Source organism: Leptothoe kymatousa TAU-MAC 1615 (genome assembly GCF_018739865.1).
In the GTDB taxonomy this organism is placed as follows: domain Bacteria; phylum Cyanobacteriota; class Cyanobacteriia; order Phormidesmidales; family Phormidesmidaceae; genus Leptothoe; species Leptothoe kymatousa.
Genome location: NZ_JADOER010000004.1, coordinates 1,052,472 through 1,072,497 on the forward strand (window position 1 = coordinate 1,052,472; position 20,026 = coordinate 1,072,497).

The 20,026-nt window shown below is 53.0% G+C and carries 19 protein-coding genes; 6 read left to right on the top strand and 13 right to left on the bottom strand.

The genetic code is table 11. The features are described 5' to 3' along the window. Positions 1–22 precede the first annotated feature (22 nt). Together menA and IXB28_RS06855 are read right to left on the bottom strand one after the other, a co-directional pair. Positions 23–949 (bottom strand): 2-carboxy-1,4-naphthoquinone phytyltransferase, encoded by a 927-nt coding sequence (menA, locus tag IXB28_RS06850; protein WP_215617778.1) that lies wholly within the window; start codon positions 947–949, stop codon positions 23–25. 83 nt (positions 950–1,032) lie between these two features. After that, on the bottom strand, positions 1,033–3,504 hold the full coding sequence (locus IXB28_RS06855; RefSeq protein WP_215617779.1) for an endonuclease MutS2: 2,472 nt from the start codon (positions 3,502–3,504) through the stop codon (positions 1,033–1,035). Positions 3,505–3,668: 164 nt separating this feature from the next. Between IXB28_RS06855 and IXB28_RS06860 the strand changes: the two genes are divergently transcribed. The 5 genes from IXB28_RS06860 (at position 3,669) to IXB28_RS06880 (ending at position 7,128) form a co-directional block, all read left to right on the top strand. Further along, complete coding sequence (locus tag IXB28_RS06860) at positions 3,669–4,910, top strand: DUF790 family protein (RefSeq protein ID WP_215617780.1); 1,242 nt, start codon at positions 3,669–3,671, stop codon at positions 4,908–4,910. A gap of 215 nt (positions 4,911–5,125) precedes the next feature. Then, positions 5,126–5,494, top strand: coding sequence for a response regulator transcription factor (locus tag IXB28_RS06865; protein WP_215617781.1), 369 nt, complete (start codon positions 5,126–5,128; stop codon positions 5,492–5,494). 119 nt (positions 5,495–5,613) lie between these two features. Then, positions 5,614–6,270: a uracil phosphoribosyltransferase gene (gene upp, locus IXB28_RS06870; protein WP_215617782.1), complete on the top strand. Its 657-nt coding sequence runs from the start codon at positions 5,614–5,616 to the stop codon at positions 6,268–6,270. A 12-nt stretch (positions 6,271–6,282) separates the two neighbouring features. Then, on the top strand, positions 6,283–6,603 hold the full coding sequence (locus IXB28_RS06875) for a gas vesicle protein (protein WP_215617783.1): 321 nt from the start codon (positions 6,283–6,285) through the stop codon (positions 6,601–6,603). Between the two features lie 228 nt (positions 6,604–6,831). Beyond that, complete coding sequence (locus IXB28_RS06880; RefSeq protein WP_215617784.1) at positions 6,832–7,128, top strand: YggT family protein; 297 nt, start codon at positions 6,832–6,834, stop codon at positions 7,126–7,128. Between the two features lie 94 nt (positions 7,129–7,222). Here IXB28_RS06880 and IXB28_RS06885 read toward each other — a convergent pair whose 3' ends face one another. The 3 genes from IXB28_RS06885 to IXB28_RS06895 form a co-directional block, all read right to left on the bottom strand. Continuing rightward, positions 7,223–7,657, bottom strand: a complete 435-nt coding sequence (locus IXB28_RS06885; protein WP_215617785.1) for a hypothetical protein — start codon at positions 7,655–7,657, stop codon at positions 7,223–7,225. A 535-nt stretch (positions 7,658–8,192) separates the two neighbouring features. Next, positions 8,193–9,728 carry an AAA family ATPase gene (locus tag IXB28_RS06890; RefSeq protein WP_215617786.1) on the bottom strand — a complete coding sequence of 512 codons (1,536 nt, stop codon included), beginning with the start codon at positions 9,726–9,728 and terminating at the stop codon, positions 8,193–8,195. A gap of 128 nt (positions 9,729–9,856) precedes the next feature. After that, positions 9,857–11,053 carry an AI-2E family transporter gene (locus IXB28_RS06895; protein WP_215617787.1) on the bottom strand — a complete coding sequence of 399 codons (1,197 nt, stop codon included), beginning with the start codon at positions 11,051–11,053 and terminating at the stop codon, positions 9,857–9,859. A gap of 165 nt (positions 11,054–11,218) precedes the next feature. Between IXB28_RS06895 and recJ the strand changes: the two genes are divergently transcribed. Continuing rightward, positions 11,219–13,552, top strand: coding sequence for a single-stranded-DNA-specific exonuclease RecJ (gene recJ, locus IXB28_RS06900; RefSeq protein WP_215617788.1), 2,334 nt, complete (start codon positions 11,219–11,221; stop codon positions 13,550–13,552). Positions 13,553–13,628: 76 nt separating this feature from the next. On the opposite strand, the gene IXB28_RS06905 is transcribed toward recJ, so the two are convergent. The 8 genes from IXB28_RS06905 to IXB28_RS06940 all read right to left on the bottom strand — a co-directional run bounded on the left by IXB28_RS06905 (position 13,629) and on the right by IXB28_RS06940 (position 19,872). Beyond that, positions 13,629–14,606, bottom strand: coding sequence for a GNAT family N-acetyltransferase (locus IXB28_RS06905; protein ID WP_215617789.1), 978 nt, complete (start codon positions 14,604–14,606; stop codon positions 13,629–13,631). Positions 14,607–14,952: 346 nt separating this feature from the next. Then, entirely contained in the window at positions 14,953–16,143 is a 1,191-nt protein-coding gene (locus IXB28_RS06910) for a DUF4419 domain-containing protein (RefSeq protein ID WP_215617790.1), read from the bottom strand. 116 nt (positions 16,144–16,259) lie between these two features. Next, positions 16,260–16,406 (bottom strand): hypothetical protein, encoded by a 147-nt coding sequence (locus IXB28_RS06915; protein ID WP_215617791.1) that lies wholly within the window; start codon positions 16,404–16,406, stop codon positions 16,260–16,262. Between the two features lie 167 nt (positions 16,407–16,573). Next, positions 16,574–16,972, bottom strand: coding sequence for a hypothetical protein (locus IXB28_RS06920; protein ID WP_215617792.1), 399 nt, complete (start codon positions 16,970–16,972; stop codon positions 16,574–16,576). Positions 16,973–17,002: 30 nt separating this feature from the next. After that, positions 17,003–17,170 (bottom strand): PCP reductase family protein, encoded by a 168-nt coding sequence (locus IXB28_RS06925; RefSeq protein WP_215617793.1) that lies wholly within the window; start codon positions 17,168–17,170, stop codon positions 17,003–17,005. 154 nt (positions 17,171–17,324) lie between these two features. Next, complete coding sequence (locus IXB28_RS06930) at positions 17,325–18,200, bottom strand: SDR family oxidoreductase (RefSeq protein WP_215617794.1); 876 nt, start codon at positions 18,198–18,200, stop codon at positions 17,325–17,327. A 68-nt stretch (positions 18,201–18,268) separates the two neighbouring features. Continuing rightward, entirely contained in the window at positions 18,269–18,814 is a 546-nt protein-coding gene (locus tag IXB28_RS06935) for a hypothetical protein (protein ID WP_215617795.1), read from the bottom strand. A 293-nt stretch (positions 18,815–19,107) separates the two neighbouring features. Further along, on the bottom strand, positions 19,108–19,872 hold the full coding sequence (locus IXB28_RS06940) for a hypothetical protein (protein WP_215617796.1): 765 nt from the start codon (positions 19,870–19,872) through the stop codon (positions 19,108–19,110). Between the last annotated feature and the right edge of the window lie 154 nt (positions 19,873–20,026).

A 20,026-nucleotide genomic window follows, 5' to 3' on the forward strand; every position in this document is an offset into this window, starting at 1 on the left:
CTGTGTCCTTCCATCGGTCATGCTAAATCGACTGTAGGCCAGCGGACAGCAATAGCGCTAAGCATATGAGTATTCCACAACAAAATTGGAAACGAATGGCCACGAACTTAGCATTTTGTACCAACTGGGGCTGATCGTGATATCGCATTACATGGCGACAAAGTTGCACCGCAAAGGGCGCACTGGCCAGTACCAACGCCAGGCTAGGGGAAAAAATACCCGTGGCTAACCCCCCCAGAAGAATGACAAAAATACTGCCGCACAGATAGGGCAGCAGTTTGGCCCCGCCTAGGGTGCCGATGCGCACAATGGGGGAACACTTGCCGGCGGCCACATCATCCTTGACCTGGTGAAAGTGGGAGCAAAACAACACCAGGGTGGTGGCCATGCCAACCATGGCCCCCAGGCCCCAGCAGCCTAGGGAAAAGGTCTGGGCCTGGGCATAGTAGGCGGCGGCCACCCCCAGGGTGAAGCTAAGAAAACAAAGGGGTTCCCCCAGGCCCTGATAGCCGAGGCGAAAGGGGGGACCCTGGTAGATATAGCCCAGGGCACAACAGATCAAAATTAGCCCCAGCACCGTAAAGTCTTGCTGGATCAGGGTGATGGACAGCACTCCGGCAACCCCCAGACCGAGGCTGAGGTTGCCGAGCCAAAAGATCAGGGACTGGTTTTGGGTGAGGTTCACCAGGGAATGGTGCTTATTTTTGTCGATGCCCGTGTCCGCATCGTAAACGTCGTTGCTCAGGTTTTCCCACATCAACAGCAGCACCGCCGACAGCAGAAAAATGGCCAGAATGCGACCATTTAACACCCCCGTTTCCCCATAGGCCAGCAGGCTCCCCACCAAAATGGGAATAATGGCCACGCTGTACATGGGCGGTTTAATGGCGGCGAGCCACAGGGCCTTGCGGGTGCTATCTATCTGTTGGTCAACCGTTGGCAGGGTCATTGAGGTGTAATTTTGCGGTAGCTGTAAATTCCACAGCTAGCATACCGCCTGGCCTTGGCCGCTAGGGCCGGGGGTACGATTTCTTAAACCTGAGCCACCGTTACCCCCGTTCCTCCGTCGGCCTGTTCTGCATTTTCAAAACTGCTGACCTGGGGATGGCGTTTGAGAAACTCCCGCACCCCGCGCTTGAGCTTGCCGGTGCCGTGGCCGTGAATAATCCAGATGGGTCCGGTGGATTGGGCGATAAAGTTTTCCAGGTCGGCCTCGGCCTCGGCCACGCGCATACCCCGTAGGTCAATGGTGTTTTTGGAGGTGCGCACCGCCGGGGCGGCGGGTTCTTTTTTGGCGACTTTGGCCTTTTGGGTGCGACGTTTTTCCGGCGGTTTTTCCGCTGGCGCTTTGGTGGCGGCCTTTTGTCCCGTTAGGGATTCAATATCCCTTAGATCCACCACGGTTTTCATTAGGCCAAAGCGAACGGCCACTTTGCCATCGGCATCGGGGGCACCAACGACTTCTGCGGTTTGCCCCCCCAGGCCGATTAGCCGCACTTTTTCCCCTAGCTTGGGTTTGTAGTCGGTGACGGCTTTTTTGGCCGGATGTTTACCCTTGGGCAGCACCTTGTCCTGGGCGATGTCTTCCACGATGGCGGTGGCTCGCTGGGCGGCTTGGGCGGTGGTATTTCCCTGTTGCAGCCGGCGAATTACGGCGGCGATTTCGGTTTTGGCCTCCGCCACGGCGGCTTGGATTGCTTTTTCCTGTTCTAGCTTTTGGTTGAGCTCCCAGTCTTTAATGGCGGCGGCTTTCCGTTCGATGTCGGCCTTGAGGGCCTCTGCCTGGGCGACGATGTCGGCGGCCTCGGCGGCTTTATTTTCCTGGCGTTTGCGCTGGGCTTCAAGGCCGGCAATTACCTGGTTAACGTCTTCTTGTTTGCTGACCCCCACGTAGCCCTGGGCCACGTCAATCACCGTTGGGTTTAGGCCCAGCCGTCGGGCAATGCTGAGGGCGTTGGAGCGACCGGGAATGCCCCACAGCAGTCGGTAGGTGGGGGAGAGGCTAACGTCGTCAAATTCGACCGAGGCATTTTCGAAGCGCTCGTCCTGGTATTTGAGGGCTTTGAGTTCGCCGAAGTGTGTGGTGGCCACCGTTAGGCGGGTGTGGTTGGCCAGGTGTTGCAGCAGCGCGATCGCAAGGGCACTGCCCTCCGATGGATCCGTCCCCGCACCCACCTCATCCAACAGCACCAACGAATTATCCGTAGGGTGGACACGGCCCACTTCGCCGGGCGCCAATGCCTGGCCAGTTTCAACCGCTGCATCCTCCGCCCCAATGGCCTCCAAAATCCGACCGATGCGGCGAATGTGCCCCGAAAAGGTGGACAGGCTCTGCTCGATGGATTGTTCATCGCCGATGTCCGCCAAAATCTGGTCAAACCAGGGTAGTTCCACCGGTTCTCGCGCCGGGACAAACAGCCCCACCTTGGCCATTAGCGCCGCCAAACCCAGGGTTTTGAGGGTGACGGTTTTGCCCCCGGTGTTTGGCCCCGTGATGGCCACCACCCGAATGTCGGGCCGCATATTGATGTCTACGGGCACCACTGCGTTGCCCTCTTCATGGCGCTGCTGCCACACCAAAATCGGGTGGCGCAGCTGGCGCAGTACCGTGCGTTCTTCGGGGCTACTAAAGCGGGGCGGGTTGGCCTCTAGCCAGAGGGAATAGCGGGCCCGAGCCGTGGCCAAATCCAGGGTGGTGACGATGGCCATTAGCTGTTCGAGGTCGTCGCTAACTGCGGCCACGCTGGCGCTTAATTTTTGCCGCACCAGCTCCTCTTCTCGCATTTCCTGGCGCTCTAGCTGCCGCAGCCGATTGCCAAATTCCACCACGCTCTGGGGTTCGATATATAAGGTGGCGCCGCTGGTGGACACATCGTGGACAATGCCGGGAATGGAGTCCTTTTGGGGCGCTTTTACCGGAATCACAAACCGCCCCGCCCGCTGGGTTATCAGGGCTTCTTGCAGGGCCCCGCCGTTGCGCTGCATAATGCGCTGCAGCTTTGCCTGGAGATTGTCGTGGGTGGTTTTTAGGCTTTTGCGAATGCCCGCCAGCTTGGGGTTGGCCCGGTCGGTCACCTTGCCCCGGTCGTCAATGCAGTGGTGAATTTCCTTTTCTAGGTCTGGGTGGGTGCGCAGTTCCGCCACCAAAGACTGCAGCACTGGAAAATCGTCCTCTTCCTGGGCATCAACTGCCCGGCGTAGCTGCCGGGCCCCGGCCAGGGTGGTGGCAATGTTGAGCAGGTCGTCCCCTGACAAAATGCTTTGCAGTTTGGCCCGTTCTAGGCTGTCGCCAATATCTTGCACCCCTCGAAAATTGAGCGGGCTTTTGTCTTCGAGCACATAGGCTTCGCGGGTTTGGGCCAGCAGGCGTTCACTTTCTGACTGGTGCTCAGGAATGCGGCCATGGCGAGCGGCCATGGCTCCGAGCTTGGTGGCAGCAAAGGTGGCCCACTGTTGGCAAAGTCGGGGCCATTCTAATAGGTCTAGGGTTTCTGTCTGGATCAAGAATCGGTGGAAAAATGCTTGATAAAAAAGTCTGCCGCTGCTGATTGCGGAGCGCGATCGCTAAGTTGCCCAGATATGACGAATAAAATCATCCTAGGGATCAGCAGCGCCTAATTAACTATATAGCGTCTATCTTGGGAAGGTGCTGCCTTCTTGCGAAGAAGATGCTTCCTTCTGATTTACTGATCCATCGCCCCCGGGGAGGTTCCATCGATGCGAAACAACTGCCGGTGGCAGATCCCTGGCTTGCGATCTCAAGCAACCTCATCTCCCTATTCCAAGCCACCGTCGGCGATACCCAGGGCAGCCTCAACCAAAAACTCCAAACCCTAGAAGGGGAAGACACCGACTATCGGATTAAACGCGGCCTGGCACATATTCTGCGCAGCAGCTTTAGCACCTTTGAAATTGTTAGCCCCCTAGACCCCCAGGATCTCCGCCAGCGAGTGTTTGCCCTGGCGGCGGCGGCGGTGCCCTCCCCCACCGCTGCCCGCCAGCACCTAGAAACCCTGGCCACCCAGCTGACCCAAGAACTCGACAAAGATGTAGAGCCCATCCATATCCAACAGGGGCTGTACGCCGATCTCAAAGAAAACCGTATCCTCACCCAGTTTGAGGCCCCCACCCCCGAGGCCCTGCTCCATCGCTATAACCTCTCCCAGGTGCAGGGCATCTTTTACCGGGCTAGCCACGTGGTGCTAAACCTCCACCGCAACGACCCCGGTGAATACAAGCTAATGTTTCGCTACCTCAAGCTATTTCGGCTGATGACCTACATCGAAGGGGAAGCCGACCAGGGATTTACCATCACCATCGACGGCCCCGCCAGCCTGTTCAAATCCAGTACCCGCTACGGGCTGGACATTGCCAAACTGGTGCCCGCCATTTTGCACGTCAGCCGCTGGCACCTGAGCGCCACCCTGCAATGGAAAGATAGCTACACCAAAAATCGTTCAGAAAAAGCCTACACCCTCGACTCGGACTGTGATTTGGTCAGCCACTATCCCCCGGGTAAACCCTACGACAGCATGCTCGAAGCCGCCTTTGCCGAACGGTGGGAAAGCTTAGTCGCCAAAGGCAAAACCCAGTGGCAGCTAGAGCGGGAAGTCGATTTAATTCCCATTCCAGGCAGTGTGATGATTCCCGATTTTCGCTTCGTGCATCCCGACGGTCGAGTTTATTTGCTGGAAATAGTAGGATATTGGCGGCCTGAGTATTTGCGCAAAAAATTTGCCCAGGTACAAAAAGCGGACTGCCCGAACCTAATTTTGGCAATTTCAGAACGTCTTAACCTGGCAAAGGCCGGTGTGGATGTGAAAAATGTCTCAGCCAACGTGGTGTGGTTTAAAGATAAGCTGCAACCTAAGCCGCTGTTGAATTTGTTGGCCGAACTGGGGGAACAATAGGCTGTCCTGTAGCAATGAGATGTTGCCTTTTTCGTATACTTAATGCAGCTTACATCCGCCTTTAATGGAGCTGGTTGGCAGATGGGTTCATCGCGATTGTCGTCAAAATTATTGCTTGTAAACCAACTGACTTCGTATTATTAGCTGGTTACTTTTAATTTAGCCCGTACTCTGGGCTCACTAACACTTAAGGAATCCTACCTACTTCCCTGACTATGACCACGGTTTTGATTGTGGACGACAGTTCAACCCTGCGAGAGATGATCTCTGGTCTCCTGATCAAAGCAGGGATGACCGTTTTAGAAGCTGAAGATGGCGAAAAAGCTAAGGATATGATCTCATCGACACCTCCCGATTTGGTGGTACTCGATATTGTCATGCCCAATATGAATGGTTATGAGCTCTGTCGGTGGGTGAAGGGCAATAACTCTACTAAGGATGTGCCGGTGGTGATTTGTTCATCTAAAAACGAAGACTTTGATCGCTATTGGGGCATGAAGCAAGGGGCCGATGCCTATATTGCCAAGCCGTTTCGTCCGTCGGAGATGGTGGAAACAGTGAAGCATTTGCTGCGCAGTCGATAGCAAGGGTGGCGAGAGCCCATTTCCCGGTGGGTCGTGCTCACCGACTGGACCGCTTAGCTGTCGAAGACGTATGATTGGTCAGATTTCTGCCCATCCTACAGTTCTTATCAACCCTTCCCATGGCAATTCAGCTGCGGATCCATGTGCCCCCCCATCCATTAATTAAGCACTGGCTTGGTGTATTACGGGATGTAAATACCCCCTCGGCTGTATTTCGCAGTGCCATGACGGAAATTGGTCGCTGGTTAACCTACGAAGCGATTCGTAACGATTGGCTACCGGTGGTAGAAACCACGGTTCAAACCCCGTTGGCCCCCTGTCCGGCAACATTTATTAATCCTGAAAGGCCGGTGATGGTGGTACCAATTTTGCGAGCGGGGCTGGCCCTGATGGAAGGTGTGCAGGCGGCTTTACCTACGGCTGCGGTATATCACCTCGGATTTGCTCGAAACGAAGAGACCTTAGAGGCTGAGTGCTATCTGAATAAGCTGCCTGAGCAGATTGATCCGGCCACGCGGGTGTTGATTAGTGAGCCAATGCTAGCGACGGGCGGTACAATTATGGCCACAATGGCAGAGTTGGTAAAACGCGGAGTGGACCCGTCCTTAGTCAGAATTGTTTCTGTGGTTACGGCCCCACCGGCGTTACAAAAACTTGCTGAAGCGTATCCACAGCTGGTGATTTATGCTGGCATCATCGACGAAGGTTTAGATAAAAATGGCTTTATTGTTCCAGGCTTAGGGGACGCTGGGGATCGCACATTTGGTACTAACTAATCACCACACATCATGAGTCAGTCGAATAATTTTACGGGTGGATTTTTTCTGGGAGCCCTTTTAGGTGGTCTGGTGGGCGGCGTCGCCGGGGTGCTGGCGGCCAATCGGGTGCCTCGGGAAGAGTCGAATGCTAGTTTTGGGCAGCTGTCGGAAGATCTGCGCCAAAATTTAGCCAATATGAGTAACGACGAGCGCATGGAAGTGGCTCGCCGTGGTTTGGAAGATAAAATCTCTGAGCTCAATGCCGCCATTGAAGACGTGCGCCAGCAGTTGGGCAGTACCAATGGCAATGGCCGAGCGACTGAGTATGAAGCGTCCACGACAGATTCGTAATGGTGTAGCTGTGTGTAGATAAATCGGCTACTCCGTTGAGGGCATGGGGGCTGAGGAGGCCATGGCCTTTTCGGCTTTCAACACTGGCTGATGCCGGGTTTGGTCGCTTACAACTGGATTAAGATTTGCTTGTATCCCAAGGACTTCTTGGGGTTAAAGAAATCATCGGTTAAACTAAACAGCAAACCCAAGAGTTATTGCTCTATTTTTCTGGAAGGTAGGATACCTATGCAAGTCATTTTTGCAGCTCTAGCGCAGTTTATTAGTATTTACCTGGCGTTGCTCTTGATCAGAGTGCTACTGACTTGGCTGCCAAACTTGGATTGGGGTAATCCTGTTCTGTCTGCCCTAAGTCAGATTACTGACCCCTATCTAAATTTGTTTCGGTCGGTGATTCCTCCCTTGGGTGGAATTGACTTCTCTGCGATCTTGGCATTTATTGTGCTTCAGTTTGTTCGTAGCGCCTTAGTTCAGGCTACTTTCGCCCTGGGCGCTGGCGGCTACATGGCCTATTCCGGTTTCTAGGAGCGCGATACGCCTGCTTTGCTAGATAGCGTTAAGAACGAAGGGCGGACTGCTTTTGCAGTCCGCCCTTCGTTTTGGGATGTTTTGATGTTCGTTATTCTATTCGGCCTTGGCGACGGACTTTGCCCACAAAGCCAGAGGCTTTGAAGTTTTTCAGCTTTAGCGGTGGGGACTGGTTGGAGGCTACCGATACGCGAATTTCGAAGTCGCTTTTACCGGGAGGAACATAGTCTACGCCCCCCAAGCGACCACGGTTTTGCATGACGGGGTTGTTGTTTTTGTCGTAAATGCGGCCAAAAATATCGGCATTGAGGATGGGTTTGCCAGACTCGTTGGAGAGCGTTCCTGTGATCAGATAACAGGTGGCTTTGCCAAGGCTGCCGGCAGCTACGATACCTTCCGCGTATTCTGCGGGGCATTCATCGTAGGCCAGGTTGGAGACTCCTAACGGCGTCATGGCATGGGCTGGAGAGGCAATCAGCCCAAAACACATAATGATGAATGCGATAAGGGTTGCACGAAAAGCCATTACAAGAATCAGGGTAGGTTTGCGATCGCATTAAAACTCGCCATAAAACAGCGAGCACACTAGCCCATGGTAACGGGTCTACGTTACCAAAACATACCCTGACCAGAGTTAAGACCGCTGGCTATGCGGTTTGTTGACGATTGGGCAATACCCAAAGCAAAACGGGCGTCAGCACGATCATGGCCATGGAAAAGCTAAAACAAACCCATAGACCTTCGACTTGAGCAGGTGTCATGGTAATTTCTCCGGAAGCGATAGTGTGTTGAAAATGAATGATCTAAGATAGCAAGCACTCCAGGTTACATAGGTAGACGTCACCTTTCCTGACAATAGTGTCCGTTCGTTAGAAACCGTAAGATCTACTTTATGAAGTAGTTACATAGCGGTTATCCGCATTACTTAGGCCCAGTATGCCCAAGGCATTTTTGAATTAGGAATGTGCAGTTCGAAAGCCGGAAGTGGGGCCATTCCGAACTCCGACTTCATTCAGTCTTTGCCCAGCTAGAATTTGCCCAGCTAAAATTTGTGGCCTTCTTCACTTCACTGGCACAAAGCGATCGGTGGCCAAACAGCGTAGCCGTTGAATATCTTCCCGACGAGAAACGGATAGGGGCACCGTTGCCTTGATGGATTGCACCAACAGGGCCGTGTCCAGGGCGCATTGTTGATGGATCGACTGATATAGGCTGGAGACGATCAGCTGTTGAATTTCAGCGCCGCTAAACCCTTCGGTGGCTTGCACCAGTTCTACCAGGTTGAACTGATCTGGGGCTTGGTGGTGACGCTGGAGGTGAATGGAAAGAATGGTGGCTCGCTCTTCGGCATCGGGCAGGTCCACAAAGAAAATCTCATCAAAGCGGCCTTTGCGCAGCAGTTCTGGCGGCAGTTGGGAAATGTCATTGGCGGTGGCCACCACAAACACCTCCTGGGATTTTTCCTGGAGCCAGGTGAGAAATGACCCAAACAAACGTCGGCTGAGGCCGCCATCGGTGTCCGCACCTTGGGCGCCCCCCATGGTTTTCTCAATTTCGTCGATCCAGAGAACGGCGGGGGCCATTTTTTCGGCGAGGGAAACGGCCTGGCGAAAGTTCTTTTCTGAACCGCCCACATATTTGTCGTAGAGTCGCCCCGCATCCAGCTTGAGTAGGGGCATTTGCCATTCGCGGGCAATGGTTTTGGCGGCGAGCGATTTACCACAGCCCTGAATGCCCACAATGAGAATCCCTTTGGGGGGCGTGAGATTGAGGGCTTGGGCCTGGCTGCTAAAGCCGGTGCGCGCCTGGGCGAGCCACTGTTTGAGGCCGTGAAACCCACCGAGCTCAGCGGTGTTCTTTTCCACGGGAATATAATCCAGCAGGCCGCTTTCGCGGATGATTTGCATTTTTCGCTCTAGCACGCGGCCGATGTCGTCGGCGTTGAGGTGGCCATCTTCTAGGGCGGCGTAGGCGATTACCTTTTTGGTTTGGTTGAGGGTCATGCCCTGGGTGGTATGCACCAGGGTGCGCATTTCTGCTGGGGTGAGTTTGACTTTGATCCGTCCCCGCAGGGCCTGGACCGCATCGACGATGGCCTTGTGTAGTTCATCCCGGTCCGGCAGGGGCATGTCGAAATACACCGCCTCGTGGGCAATCTCCCGAGATAGGGAAACCTGTTCCCCTGAAATTAGGAGGGTGGATTGGTTGTGGGAAAACTGCTGGGCCACTTCTCGAAACAAACGGGTGACCACCGGATCGTCAAAGTGGGTGGAAAAGTCTTTGAACCAATAGATGGCCCGGTGGGCGATGGCCTGAATGTGGCGTAGGGCATCGATGGGGTCGGCGGTGTTTTCGTCGACGGCGGGGCGGCTGGCGCCGGGGGGGGCATATTCGTTTTTCCAGCGATTGTAGCGGTTGCCCTCCATGCGCACCAGACCTTGGGCGATGCTCCACTCGTACACGGGGAGCTGGAGATCTAGGGTGGACTTGTTGATCAGATGCTGCACCCGGGGTTCTTCTACGGTTTCCACCACAATGATGGGGTGGAAGGACATGATCAGGGTTTGCAGATGACGAACGCTCGCGGCGAAGGACATAGTGGCGTGTAGGACTATCTGGGCTTCAGGATGCCCAGGTTGGGAAGATAAGGCTGATGGCACCTGGAAAGTTAGGGGCTGCTGTAGCCGCACCTGTTGACGCAGTGATAGTCACACAGCGATGTTGTTCAATCGTTGTTGACTGGGCGACTGGTTTCTAGATCTTCATTCGATGGTTGGTCAATTCCCGATGGGGGGTCGGTGGCTGCTGGTAGGGCGGCACCTGCGATCGCAGGCTGCCATGGCTTTTGGTTGGATTTTTTCCAGCGGTCAAGAATATCTTTCACCAACAGTTCCTGCATCCAGATTTTGGCAACCACGGCCAGGGGTAGGGCCAGCACCAGACCCAAAAAGCCAAAGATGGCGGCAAAACAAATCTGGGCGATGAGGGTAAACGCCGGGGGCAGTGAAATTTGGCGAGCCATCACCGTGGGGGTGAGCCAGTAGCTTTCAATTTGTTGAATGATGGCGTACCACACAATGACGGGGATAATTTTGAGCGGGTCGCTGGTGAGGGCAACAATCGCTGGAAAAATAACGCTGAGGCTCGGTCCCACGTTGGGAATAAAGTTGAGCACCCCGGCCAGTAGGGCATTGGCGAAGGGAAATTCAATGCCCAAGAGTAAGAGGCCAACAAAGCTGAGTAGAAAGATAAAAACAGAATTGAGAACAATGCCCCCCATCCAGTTGCATAGGGCCACCTCACATTCTTGTAAGATGCCGTCGGCGCGGCGGCGATAAAAGGAGGGAATTAACCGCAGCAGTGAATTGCGATAGACGGTGGGGTTGCCTAAAAACATTAGGGATAGGATCACCACCAGCAATACTTGCAGTAGTACCCGCAGGGACGAGTTAAAAAATGAGAAGAAGTTGCTAAAAACATCCAGCACCGCTGAATCGAACAGGGTATTCCAGTTGAGGATTTCAACGGACTGGAGCCAGTTGAGAAATTCTTCTGACTCGGGAAATCTGAGCTGTCCGGGCAGGGAGACATTTTGGCCCAAAAATTCTAGGGTGTTGGCCAAAATAAGCGGGATGCGGTCGATGCCGTCGATGATCACCTTCAGCAGTTCGTTGAACTGGGCAACAAACGGCGGGACAACACCCAGTAAAAATAGGGTGATGGAGAGAAAGGTGGTGCTCAGGACGATGGGAATCGTAAACTGTTTGGGGATGCCCGTTTGCTGAAGACGCCGCACCAGACTGTTGAGTGCGATCGCAAGAATCACCGCCATAAACACCAGCAGCAAAATCGCCCGCAGCTTCCACAAAATGTAAAATGTCGCGAGGATGCTGAGTAGGCCAATCCATTCACCAAGCTTCACAAGCTACTCCTAACTATCACCACGGCATTGTTTCCCACAGGGTATTGACTCTGCTACAAGTTTGCATCACAGCCACCAGGAGAATTTCCGCCTATTTTAGCCAAACTGCAGGCAATAAACCTCGAAGGGAGCTAAATTAGCCACAGATAGCAACGCGGCCCGGTTATGGCGACTACCCCAACTCCCAAATGGCAGCTTCCCACGGATGAACCCATGTCCGCCGACTGGGTCGATACGGTTCAACGGCTGGCGGGGTTGCCCAACCCACCGAAACGCGGTGCAGAACTTCTGTGGCGGCGCGGCATTCGCACCGCTGAGGGGCTAACGCTATTTATCAATCCAGATGCCTATGGACCCACATCGCCCGAGGCCTTTGGCACCGAAATGACCCAGGCCCTAGGGCGTATCCTCCAGGCGATCGAAAACGACGAAACCGTTACCATCTGGGGCGACTTCGATGCCGATGGCATTACCTCCACGGCGGTGCTGTGGGATGGGCTGCGGCAGTTTTTTGGGCCAGACAGGCTCAACTATTTCATCCCCAATCGGCTGACCGATTCCCACGGCTTATCCATCCACGGCCTCGATGCCCTGGCCGACAAGGGCACCACCCTGGTGATCACCTGCGACAACGGCAGCACCAACCTCACCGAAATAGACCATGCCCGCAGCCTCGGCATTGAGGTGATTGTCACCGACCACCACACCCTGCCCGCCGAGCGCCCTCCCGTGGTGGCCATCGTCAATCCCCGCTACTTTGCCGCCGATCATCCCCTGGCCCATCTGTCCGGTGTGGCGGTGGCCTATAAGCTGATCGAAGCCCTCTATGCCGCCACAAAGGGCAGCCCCATCAACGTGGCGCTACGGCCCTTGGCAGAACTCACTGACCTGGTGGCCATTGGCCTGATTGCCGATTTGGTCCAGCTCAGCGGCGACTGTCGATATTTGGCCCAAATGGGAATTCGGCAGCTGCAGACCCACCTGCGAACCCAGGCGCCGATTCGGCCTGGTGTGGCGGAGCTACTCAAGCTGTGTCGCCGCACCGGCGATCGGCCCACGGATATTTCCTTTGGCATTGGTCCCAGAATCAATGCCGTGAGCCGCATCCATGGCGACGCCCAGTTTTGTGTCGAACTGCTCACCAGCCAAGACCCCGACCATTGTCGGGAGCTGGCCCAGCAGACCGAATGGGCCAACACCCGCCGCAAGGCCTTGCAAAAGGATGTGCACACCCAGGTGATTCAGCGCCTGGGCGAGCTGGATATGGCCACGGTGCAGGTGATTGTGCTGGCGGATGCCCAATGGCCCACGGGGGTGTTGGGCATTGTGGCGGGGCAGGTGGCCCAGGAATATGGCAAGCCGACGATTTTGCTCACCATCGATGGCGAGGTGGCGCGGGGGTCGGCCCGGTCGGTGAATCGGATCGATCTCTATCAGCTGGTTACCGAGCAGTCCCATTTACTCACCAGCTTTGGTGGTCACCCCTTTGCGGCGGGGATGACCCTGCCCGTGGACAATGTGGCGGTGTTTGCCGCTGCCCTCAACCGGCAGCTGCGGCAGATAGGCAGTCCCTCTGGGCCGACGATTCAGGTGGATCTTGAAATTAGCGTCTGTGAGCTGGGCAAAGGGCTGTTTCAGCAGCTCAATTTGCTAGAACCCTATGGCATGGGCAATCCGGTGCCGCGCCTGCTGATTCGCAATGCTTGGTTTGATAATACTTGGCACCAAAAGATCAAGGACCCGGTGTCCAACCGCAAGCTGCGGTTTATTAAGACCCACTTTTTACTCAAGGACGATACCTGTACGGCTGGATTTCCAGGACTGTGGTGGGGCCACTACAAGGATGATTTGCCCGTGGGGCGGTGTGATGTGGTGGTGGAGCTAGATTTTAATGCCTATTCACGGCAGAAGAAGCCCCAATATGGGGGCTATGAGGTGCGCATTGTGGATGTGAGAACAGTGCAGGCTGAGGCTGAGGTAACTGCGCCGACGCAGCAGGTAATTGATTTGCGATCGCAAGAAACAGAATCAGAGCCAGCCGATGGTCTGGTGGTGACCCAGTGCCCCACCACCTGGCAGGAGTTGCGACCCTGGTTTCATCAGGCCACACAGCAGCATACGCCGCTGGTGCTGGCTTATAAGCCCCCTGCTGAGGTGCAGGCGCCAATGGAGGTGTGGAAGCAGCTGGTGGGGGTGGCGAAATATGTGGCCCGCACCGGGAAAACGGTGACAATAGCGGAGCTGATGGAGAAACTAAGCATTGGATACGCTGCCTTAAAGGTGGGGCTGGCGGCGCTGGAGAGTTTTGGCTTTCGGGATGAGGCAGGGACTGCCCAGGCGGTGGTGCTGACCTACGAGGCTGGTTTGGCAGCTGACAGGGAACAGCAACAGGCTGGTCTGCGGTTGTTTTTGGCTAGCTTGGAAGAAGAACAGTTTCAGCGACAATATTTTTCTAATGTGCCGGTGAGTGTGGCGCAGCAGGTGATGCAGGCAGATTAAGAGGAACATGAAAGTGGTGCCCAGCTAGAGGCTGAGCACCAGACAAATAAACTAATTCATGTTTGATCGTCATTGTCTAAGGAGACAACACTTTTCGATAAACCGTTGAGCGAAAATCTTCGCTAAAGCCAACGGACTTATACAGGGCGAAGGCACCACTGGGATTTTCGGCATCGACACCGATGGTGGCAGTGTCCATACCCCTAGCCTGTAGACGCTGGAGGCCAGCCATCAAGAGAGTTCGGGCCAGTCCCCGGCGACGGTAGCCCCGTCGGGTGCCCAACAAACATACGTACCCCTCTTTGCGCCCCAGCCGCTGATTATAGTCAGGGTCAATGGCGCTATAGCAGAAGGTAACTAATGTGCCCTCATCGGTTTCAATCACTAAATCCAGAGCTGGGTTGTAATCAGCAGATTGGGTGTAGTGATGGAACTCTTCCAGTGTCATGGGAGTGTGGTTCCAGTGGTCCACAAAGGACTGGTTAAACATGGCGACCCAGGCGGTAGCGTCGCTGTTGGCATCCACTGGGCGAATTTTCCAGCCATTGGGCAATGACGGTACGGCAATATCTCCTTCTAGGGAGCGTTTTAGCTCATAGAAGTAGCGGATGGGGGTAAACCCAAATTGGCGCAACAGTTTTTTGCGATCGCTAAGTTTATCGCGACAGCCCGTGTGGAATACCAGGGGCAATCCTTCTGGACTAACTTCCCGCAGACGCTGTTCAGCCCAGATCATGGCAGCGTCTTCTAACCCGTCACCGCGCAGATGGGGATGAACATTGAAGTAAACCGACCCTAGAAATTCGGTTTCGTTGGGTTGGGAATCGTGCCAGAGAGTTGCCATGGCAACCACATTGCCTTGGACATCTTTCCATAGTCGTAGGTCATGGTCAGGATCAAACCCTGGGCTGGCAAAAGCCTCCCTTAGGTCTCTGACGGAGGTACGACTGTCCAAATCATCTGCCTCACGGCAGGCGTTAATTAACCTGGCGATGGCGTCTAAATCGGCTTCACCAGTGTAGGTATGTTCTCGAAACGTAGATGCAGTGGCCATAAAGCCTTTTGAAATTTAAATCAGATAGAGTGCAGCTACAAAGACTCACCAGCAAATTACGGTTAAATTTGTAGCCTATATACTACGTGATGCTTTATGGGTGCGTGTGACCGATCTGATTCAACTTTTTTGATTTTGATAATTTGGGTAGGGTGGGCATTGCTGAGAAGATTTTTGCTGCAGGAAAAGGGGAGGCTCTAACTCGCACTCAGGCTCTGCCTGGAGCGGGCGATTGTGGCTCTGCCACTTGTGCAGAAGGCAGGAGCCTTGAGAGTTATGCCCAGCCAGAGGCTGGGCACCAGACTAAATAGGATGCTGGTACATCGCATAGTTTCGGTGAGCGGTGCTAATTTTCACGAACGACCCAACCAATTTCAGGCCGAAGGAAAAGATCGTTGGAATCTTGCTTAACTCCAACAAATCCACCCAAAAGTTCCATGTCAAAGCATTGTGCTAAATACTTCCAACGAAAGGGGACTTTAGCTAATCCACTGGGAAAATCACTCCCTGACATTTCAGAAAAAACATCATCCTCATGATTATTGATGCCATATCGTAGCCCTTGCAGTTGATGATTACCCTTAATTAACCAGGGATTTTTCCGATTTACTTGGCGAGTTTTCGAGTCTGTTAAGTATGGGAAAAATACTATAATCCATCCAGTGATATAAGGGCCTCCACTAGCATTTTGAAATTTGTAGAATGACTGCCAAAACGTTTTATCTGACTGACCTTGGGCAGCCATAATAAATTGGTCTAAGACCGGAATCAGTAAATCAACCCACCACTGCAGCTCAAATTCTGCGAGTCTTTTTGTTCGCTCTAGCAAGTCCTGCCAGTCGGCCACTGTTCCTTCCAGTCTTATTCTTGGAATTCCACAAGCGGTCATAAGACTATAGTCAAAATAAGGCTGCATTGCATCTAGAAGAACCAGTTCTGACGCAGCCTTCTCTACCGCACGAGTCGTCGAAAAGTGGGGAATGAGCAAATCATGGGTAGCAGGTCCAACGTGTTGACGAATTTGGGCAGAAAAAGATTCGAATACTTCCTCCCAGGGATTCTCTGGAGAGCCTTTGACAAAGTCATCACGCCGAACCTCGATCTTGATTTTTTTCTGATGCTGAACAAATTGAGATCTGAGTTTGTCTGCATGCACATTGATATGACTGGCCAGTCCCTGACTGATGAGTAGCCAAATCATATCTGGAGATAAACTTAGGGGGCGATGTTCTGCAAAAGCACCATGCACCGCTGCAACAAACGGGTGAACTCCAGCAGCGGCAAGTAGCGTTCCACGATAGTTGGAGCAAGCCTCAAAAGACAATCCTGGGTCTGGGACCTGTTCTCGTTCTTCTCTATTTTTGAAATGCTCTCGCCAATCTGTAGGTACCTTCAGTAAGGCATCTACGGCCTGATAATAGGAGATCTCCGGGAATCGTCTATCGGTGGATGATACATCTGAAACCTCGAATACTATCGATGAATTATTGGTTTTTACTGATTGTTTAATATCTGTTGAATAAGACTGTTTCTCCATAAGACAGCAACCCTCATCGATAGATTTTAGCTAACCATTCTATCGAGTGTCAGAAAACCCATACAAGTAATGATTCAGTTCTTAAACTTTGAGCAATTTCAATGTTTGCTGAGCTTTTAGAATTCGAGTTTTTTGCTGCAGCCATAGTGCCAGGTGCTCACCAAGCCACTGCGCTTCAGCGGCATCAAATGCGCTTCCAATTCCTGCCTATCGGCTTCATCTGCCCTGGCATAGGCCAAAAATATGGAAACCGGATTGCCCATGCAAAGCCCTAATGCGACTAACTGTGCCTTCAAGCATTATAAAGACCCTTCCGGTAAAACTCCATCAGGCTTGATAGTGATTACGGTTTTGACTGATAAAGCGCGTAGTCGGGTTTCGACTGCGCTCAACCCTCAGGTCTACGAGGTATGCTCTACATCGCCCCCGATTACTTAGGATTCGTTACCAGTAAATCTCTTTTATCACCAGAGACCAAAAACCAACTGACCGTATCCTCCGCATTCTCTCGGGCGATATAAATGTCAAACGGTCCCGCTTCTTTCGTTTCTCGACTAGTGAGCTGAATGATGGCCTGGTAGGTGCCCTGCACATGGAAAACATCATTGTCCTGGGCTTCCCGCTGGGTCACATCCACCTGGCGTAGCTTAAAGTTGGGCAGCTGTAGCACCTGGGGCGATAGCTGAGCGATCAGCGCCTGCTGTGTTTGGGCTATTTTCAGTGCCAAACCCCGCTCCACAATTGCCTGGGGCGGCACCGTGCCAAACTGACTGCAGGCCTGCATTAGCAACACCAAACCCAGCAAAAATAACCAACGCAAACGACCCATTCTCATCTACCCACTGTTTTAATATGCCAATTATCCAAACTTTTTCTTGGCCTGTTCGTAGACTTCGATAGTAATTTCAGTAGCTCCGGCTTCCTGGGCAAATTTTTCGATTTTCTTGCGGGCCGCTGGACGCACGAAAAAAGGAATTTCCTTTAGGCGGGCTTTTGCTTCAGTGGTCCACTCAACGGCATTGCTCATGGAAAATTATAGGTGCACAGCCCTTTTACTTTACCGCCAAAAAAACGCTGCCGCACGTACCTATGGGGGCAAAATGTAGCTGCGGTGCACCCCATTACCCTGGGGCCATTGCCCATAGTGATGGGGAACCGGCCTTCCATGGCGAGGCGCACCCTTACACCTGGCCCCGCAATGCGGCTAGTTCCCCACGGATAGATAGGGGCGCATACCCCAGGGCAAAGGCCTTACTACTATCTAAAGAAACGTCTGGCGGGCGCGGGGCCGACATTGGCACATCCCGTTGCCGACCGGCCTTTAACCCTTCTGGGGGCAGTTCAAAAACGTCCACCATCAAACGACCAAAATCATAGCGAGAGATCCGTTCTTTTCCGCCTAAATGGACAATGCCTTGCACCTTGTCCAGGGCTAGCAACAGCCCCTTGGCCGCAGTGGTGCCACTGGCGGGGGTGCGAATCTCATCGGTGAATAGGTTTAACTCCTGTTTGTTGCGCAACATTTGGAGAAACGGTTGCAAAAAACTGTTGGCCGTTGGCGGTGCCGCACCAAACATCAGGGGCATACGGCATACCGCAGCCTGGGGATAACATTGGAGTATTTCCGACTCTGCCAATGCTTTTTGTTCGCCGTATAGATTCACTGGAGAAAGCGGATCGTCTTCTGTGTAAGGCGCATTGAGACCGTCAAACACCTGGTCGCTGGAGGCAAACACAAAGGGAATATTCGCGATCGCACACTGTTGGGCCAGGGTGCGAGATAAAACCACATTGATCCGGTGGGACGTTTCTGGATTTTCCTGGCACCAATTGGGCTTTGATTCAGCTGCCAGGTGGATGACTCCATCGGGCTGAATCGTTTGAAACAGTTGGTGCAATGCCTGAAAATTGGTTAAGTCTGCTTGGAGCAGCGTAGCGCCAGGAATCGTTAACGCTTTGGAATGGTAGATGCCATACACATCCCAGTGGGGGGAAGCCATTTGGCATAGATTCCAACCCAGAAAGCCACTGGCTCCCGTCACAAGCAGTTTTGGCATGGGGCGCTCCAACATAGGTCCGGGACCCATTGTAAAAGGGAGTGTGGCCCGGAGTGAACCTTGGGGGCCTATAGCATGGTGTAGTGTGTGGCGTCAGCAAACAACACCCCAATGGTGGCCTGGGGCTGCAAAACGCGCATAACGGGTTCTAGAATGCCTACGGGTTCTTGACCACGGAGAATTTTGCCATCGATGGGAGAGCTAAACTCAAAGGTGACATAGTGTACCTTTTGCAGGCGCATAGTAGAAGTAATGATGCCCGGCACAATGTGGGTGGCGGCCAATGCCACATATCTGCGACGAACGTAGTCTTTGCGCGCCAGGTGGCCGGCGATGTATAAACCCACGGGTAAGATCAACAGAATCAGCAGCTGCATCCATTGGAACGGTCTACCCTGGGATACGGCATCGTAAATTAGACCGATAACTACGGTGGGTAAGGCCAGGATGCCGAATGCAATAAATCCGATGCCTATCCAGTTCCAGAATTTGTTTGTTCCGGTTTTAGGCAAGGGGCGTTCTCCGTCGAGAAATGCGTAATTTTCTGAAAACCGAATAGCGATGGGGGCTTCTAACAGATTGATGAACCGAGTCTCACTAAATGTAGTAAACATGACGATTGGTAGATGAGTCTAAAGGGCGATGACCACCTGTGCTCTTTTTATTCTGCCATTAAATGATTTTCGTTTCTACGTACTTAATGCCACATTCCTTGCAGATTTAGGCAATGGGATAATCCGTGACTGTGCTATTCCTAGTGGTTTTCAGGGTTTCTGTTGAAAATGTAACAAGAAAAAAAATATAAAAAGTCTTATTCTTTGTTACAGTCCTTTTAGGGAAATAACCGTGATTTTACGTAGATTTTATCCGTTGTGTTGTTAGGGCGTTGACCGTGATTTTACGTAGACTAAGGTTGCGGTGCTGCTGAGGGGGTAATTGTAATTTCACGTAGGTCGAATGATGCTGTGCCGGGTGAAAAATAATATTCTCCCGTTAGCCCTACTTCAAATTGTAGTCCGGCGATTAAATCGGCTTCCATGATTTGGTTGCCAAGCTCCACATTGCCACTGTGTTGAAACTTAAACCAGTTGGGATGGTTGGCCGCGATGGGCACCGAAATTTTAGTCCATTGCTGGCCAGGTTCCACACATAGCCTCTCGTATTCTAGGGGGGGTACACCATGGGCCCAAATCTCTCCATCGCGATCCATAAAGCGCAGACCCACACATACAGGGGATGAAGACCTGGCTTCAAAGGTGATTTGAGCTGTTTTAGGCAGTTTTTCTGGCACCAGGTTCTTGGGAACAACACTGACGCTGGTGCCATGGCCATGGCGGGCAAATTCTACGGTGAGATAAGGCTTGGGCTGATAGCGGTTGACATGGGATTTGACCCAGCTAAAATCGTTGCCATCATGGAGTTTGGCATCGGGGTCGGCCCAGAATTTGCCAACGGTAGCTGTCCCTCGGGAAAAGTCCTGGTAGATACCGTCCGAGGCCTCGTCTCCTGTGGCTGGTTTCAGTCCATGGTATCGATAGACATCAACAATCGGTTGCTCCTGAGGGTGGCCGTTCTGGGGGAATTCTGACTGGTTTGCCTTGGCGGTGGAAAAATAGAATAGGGATAGTCCTATGAAGGCAGAGGCTAATATGGGATGGAGCAAACGTTTCATATAAACTCCCAAGAACAACTATGCTTCAAGATGCCCATATTTGAGCTCCCTCGATGATCTCTTATTCTAAGTTTTAGCCATAGATACGATGAGTCTTTGGCTGGCTGACTGACGAAAGTTCCTTCGGTAGGTTGGCTAGCGTTGAAAACTATGG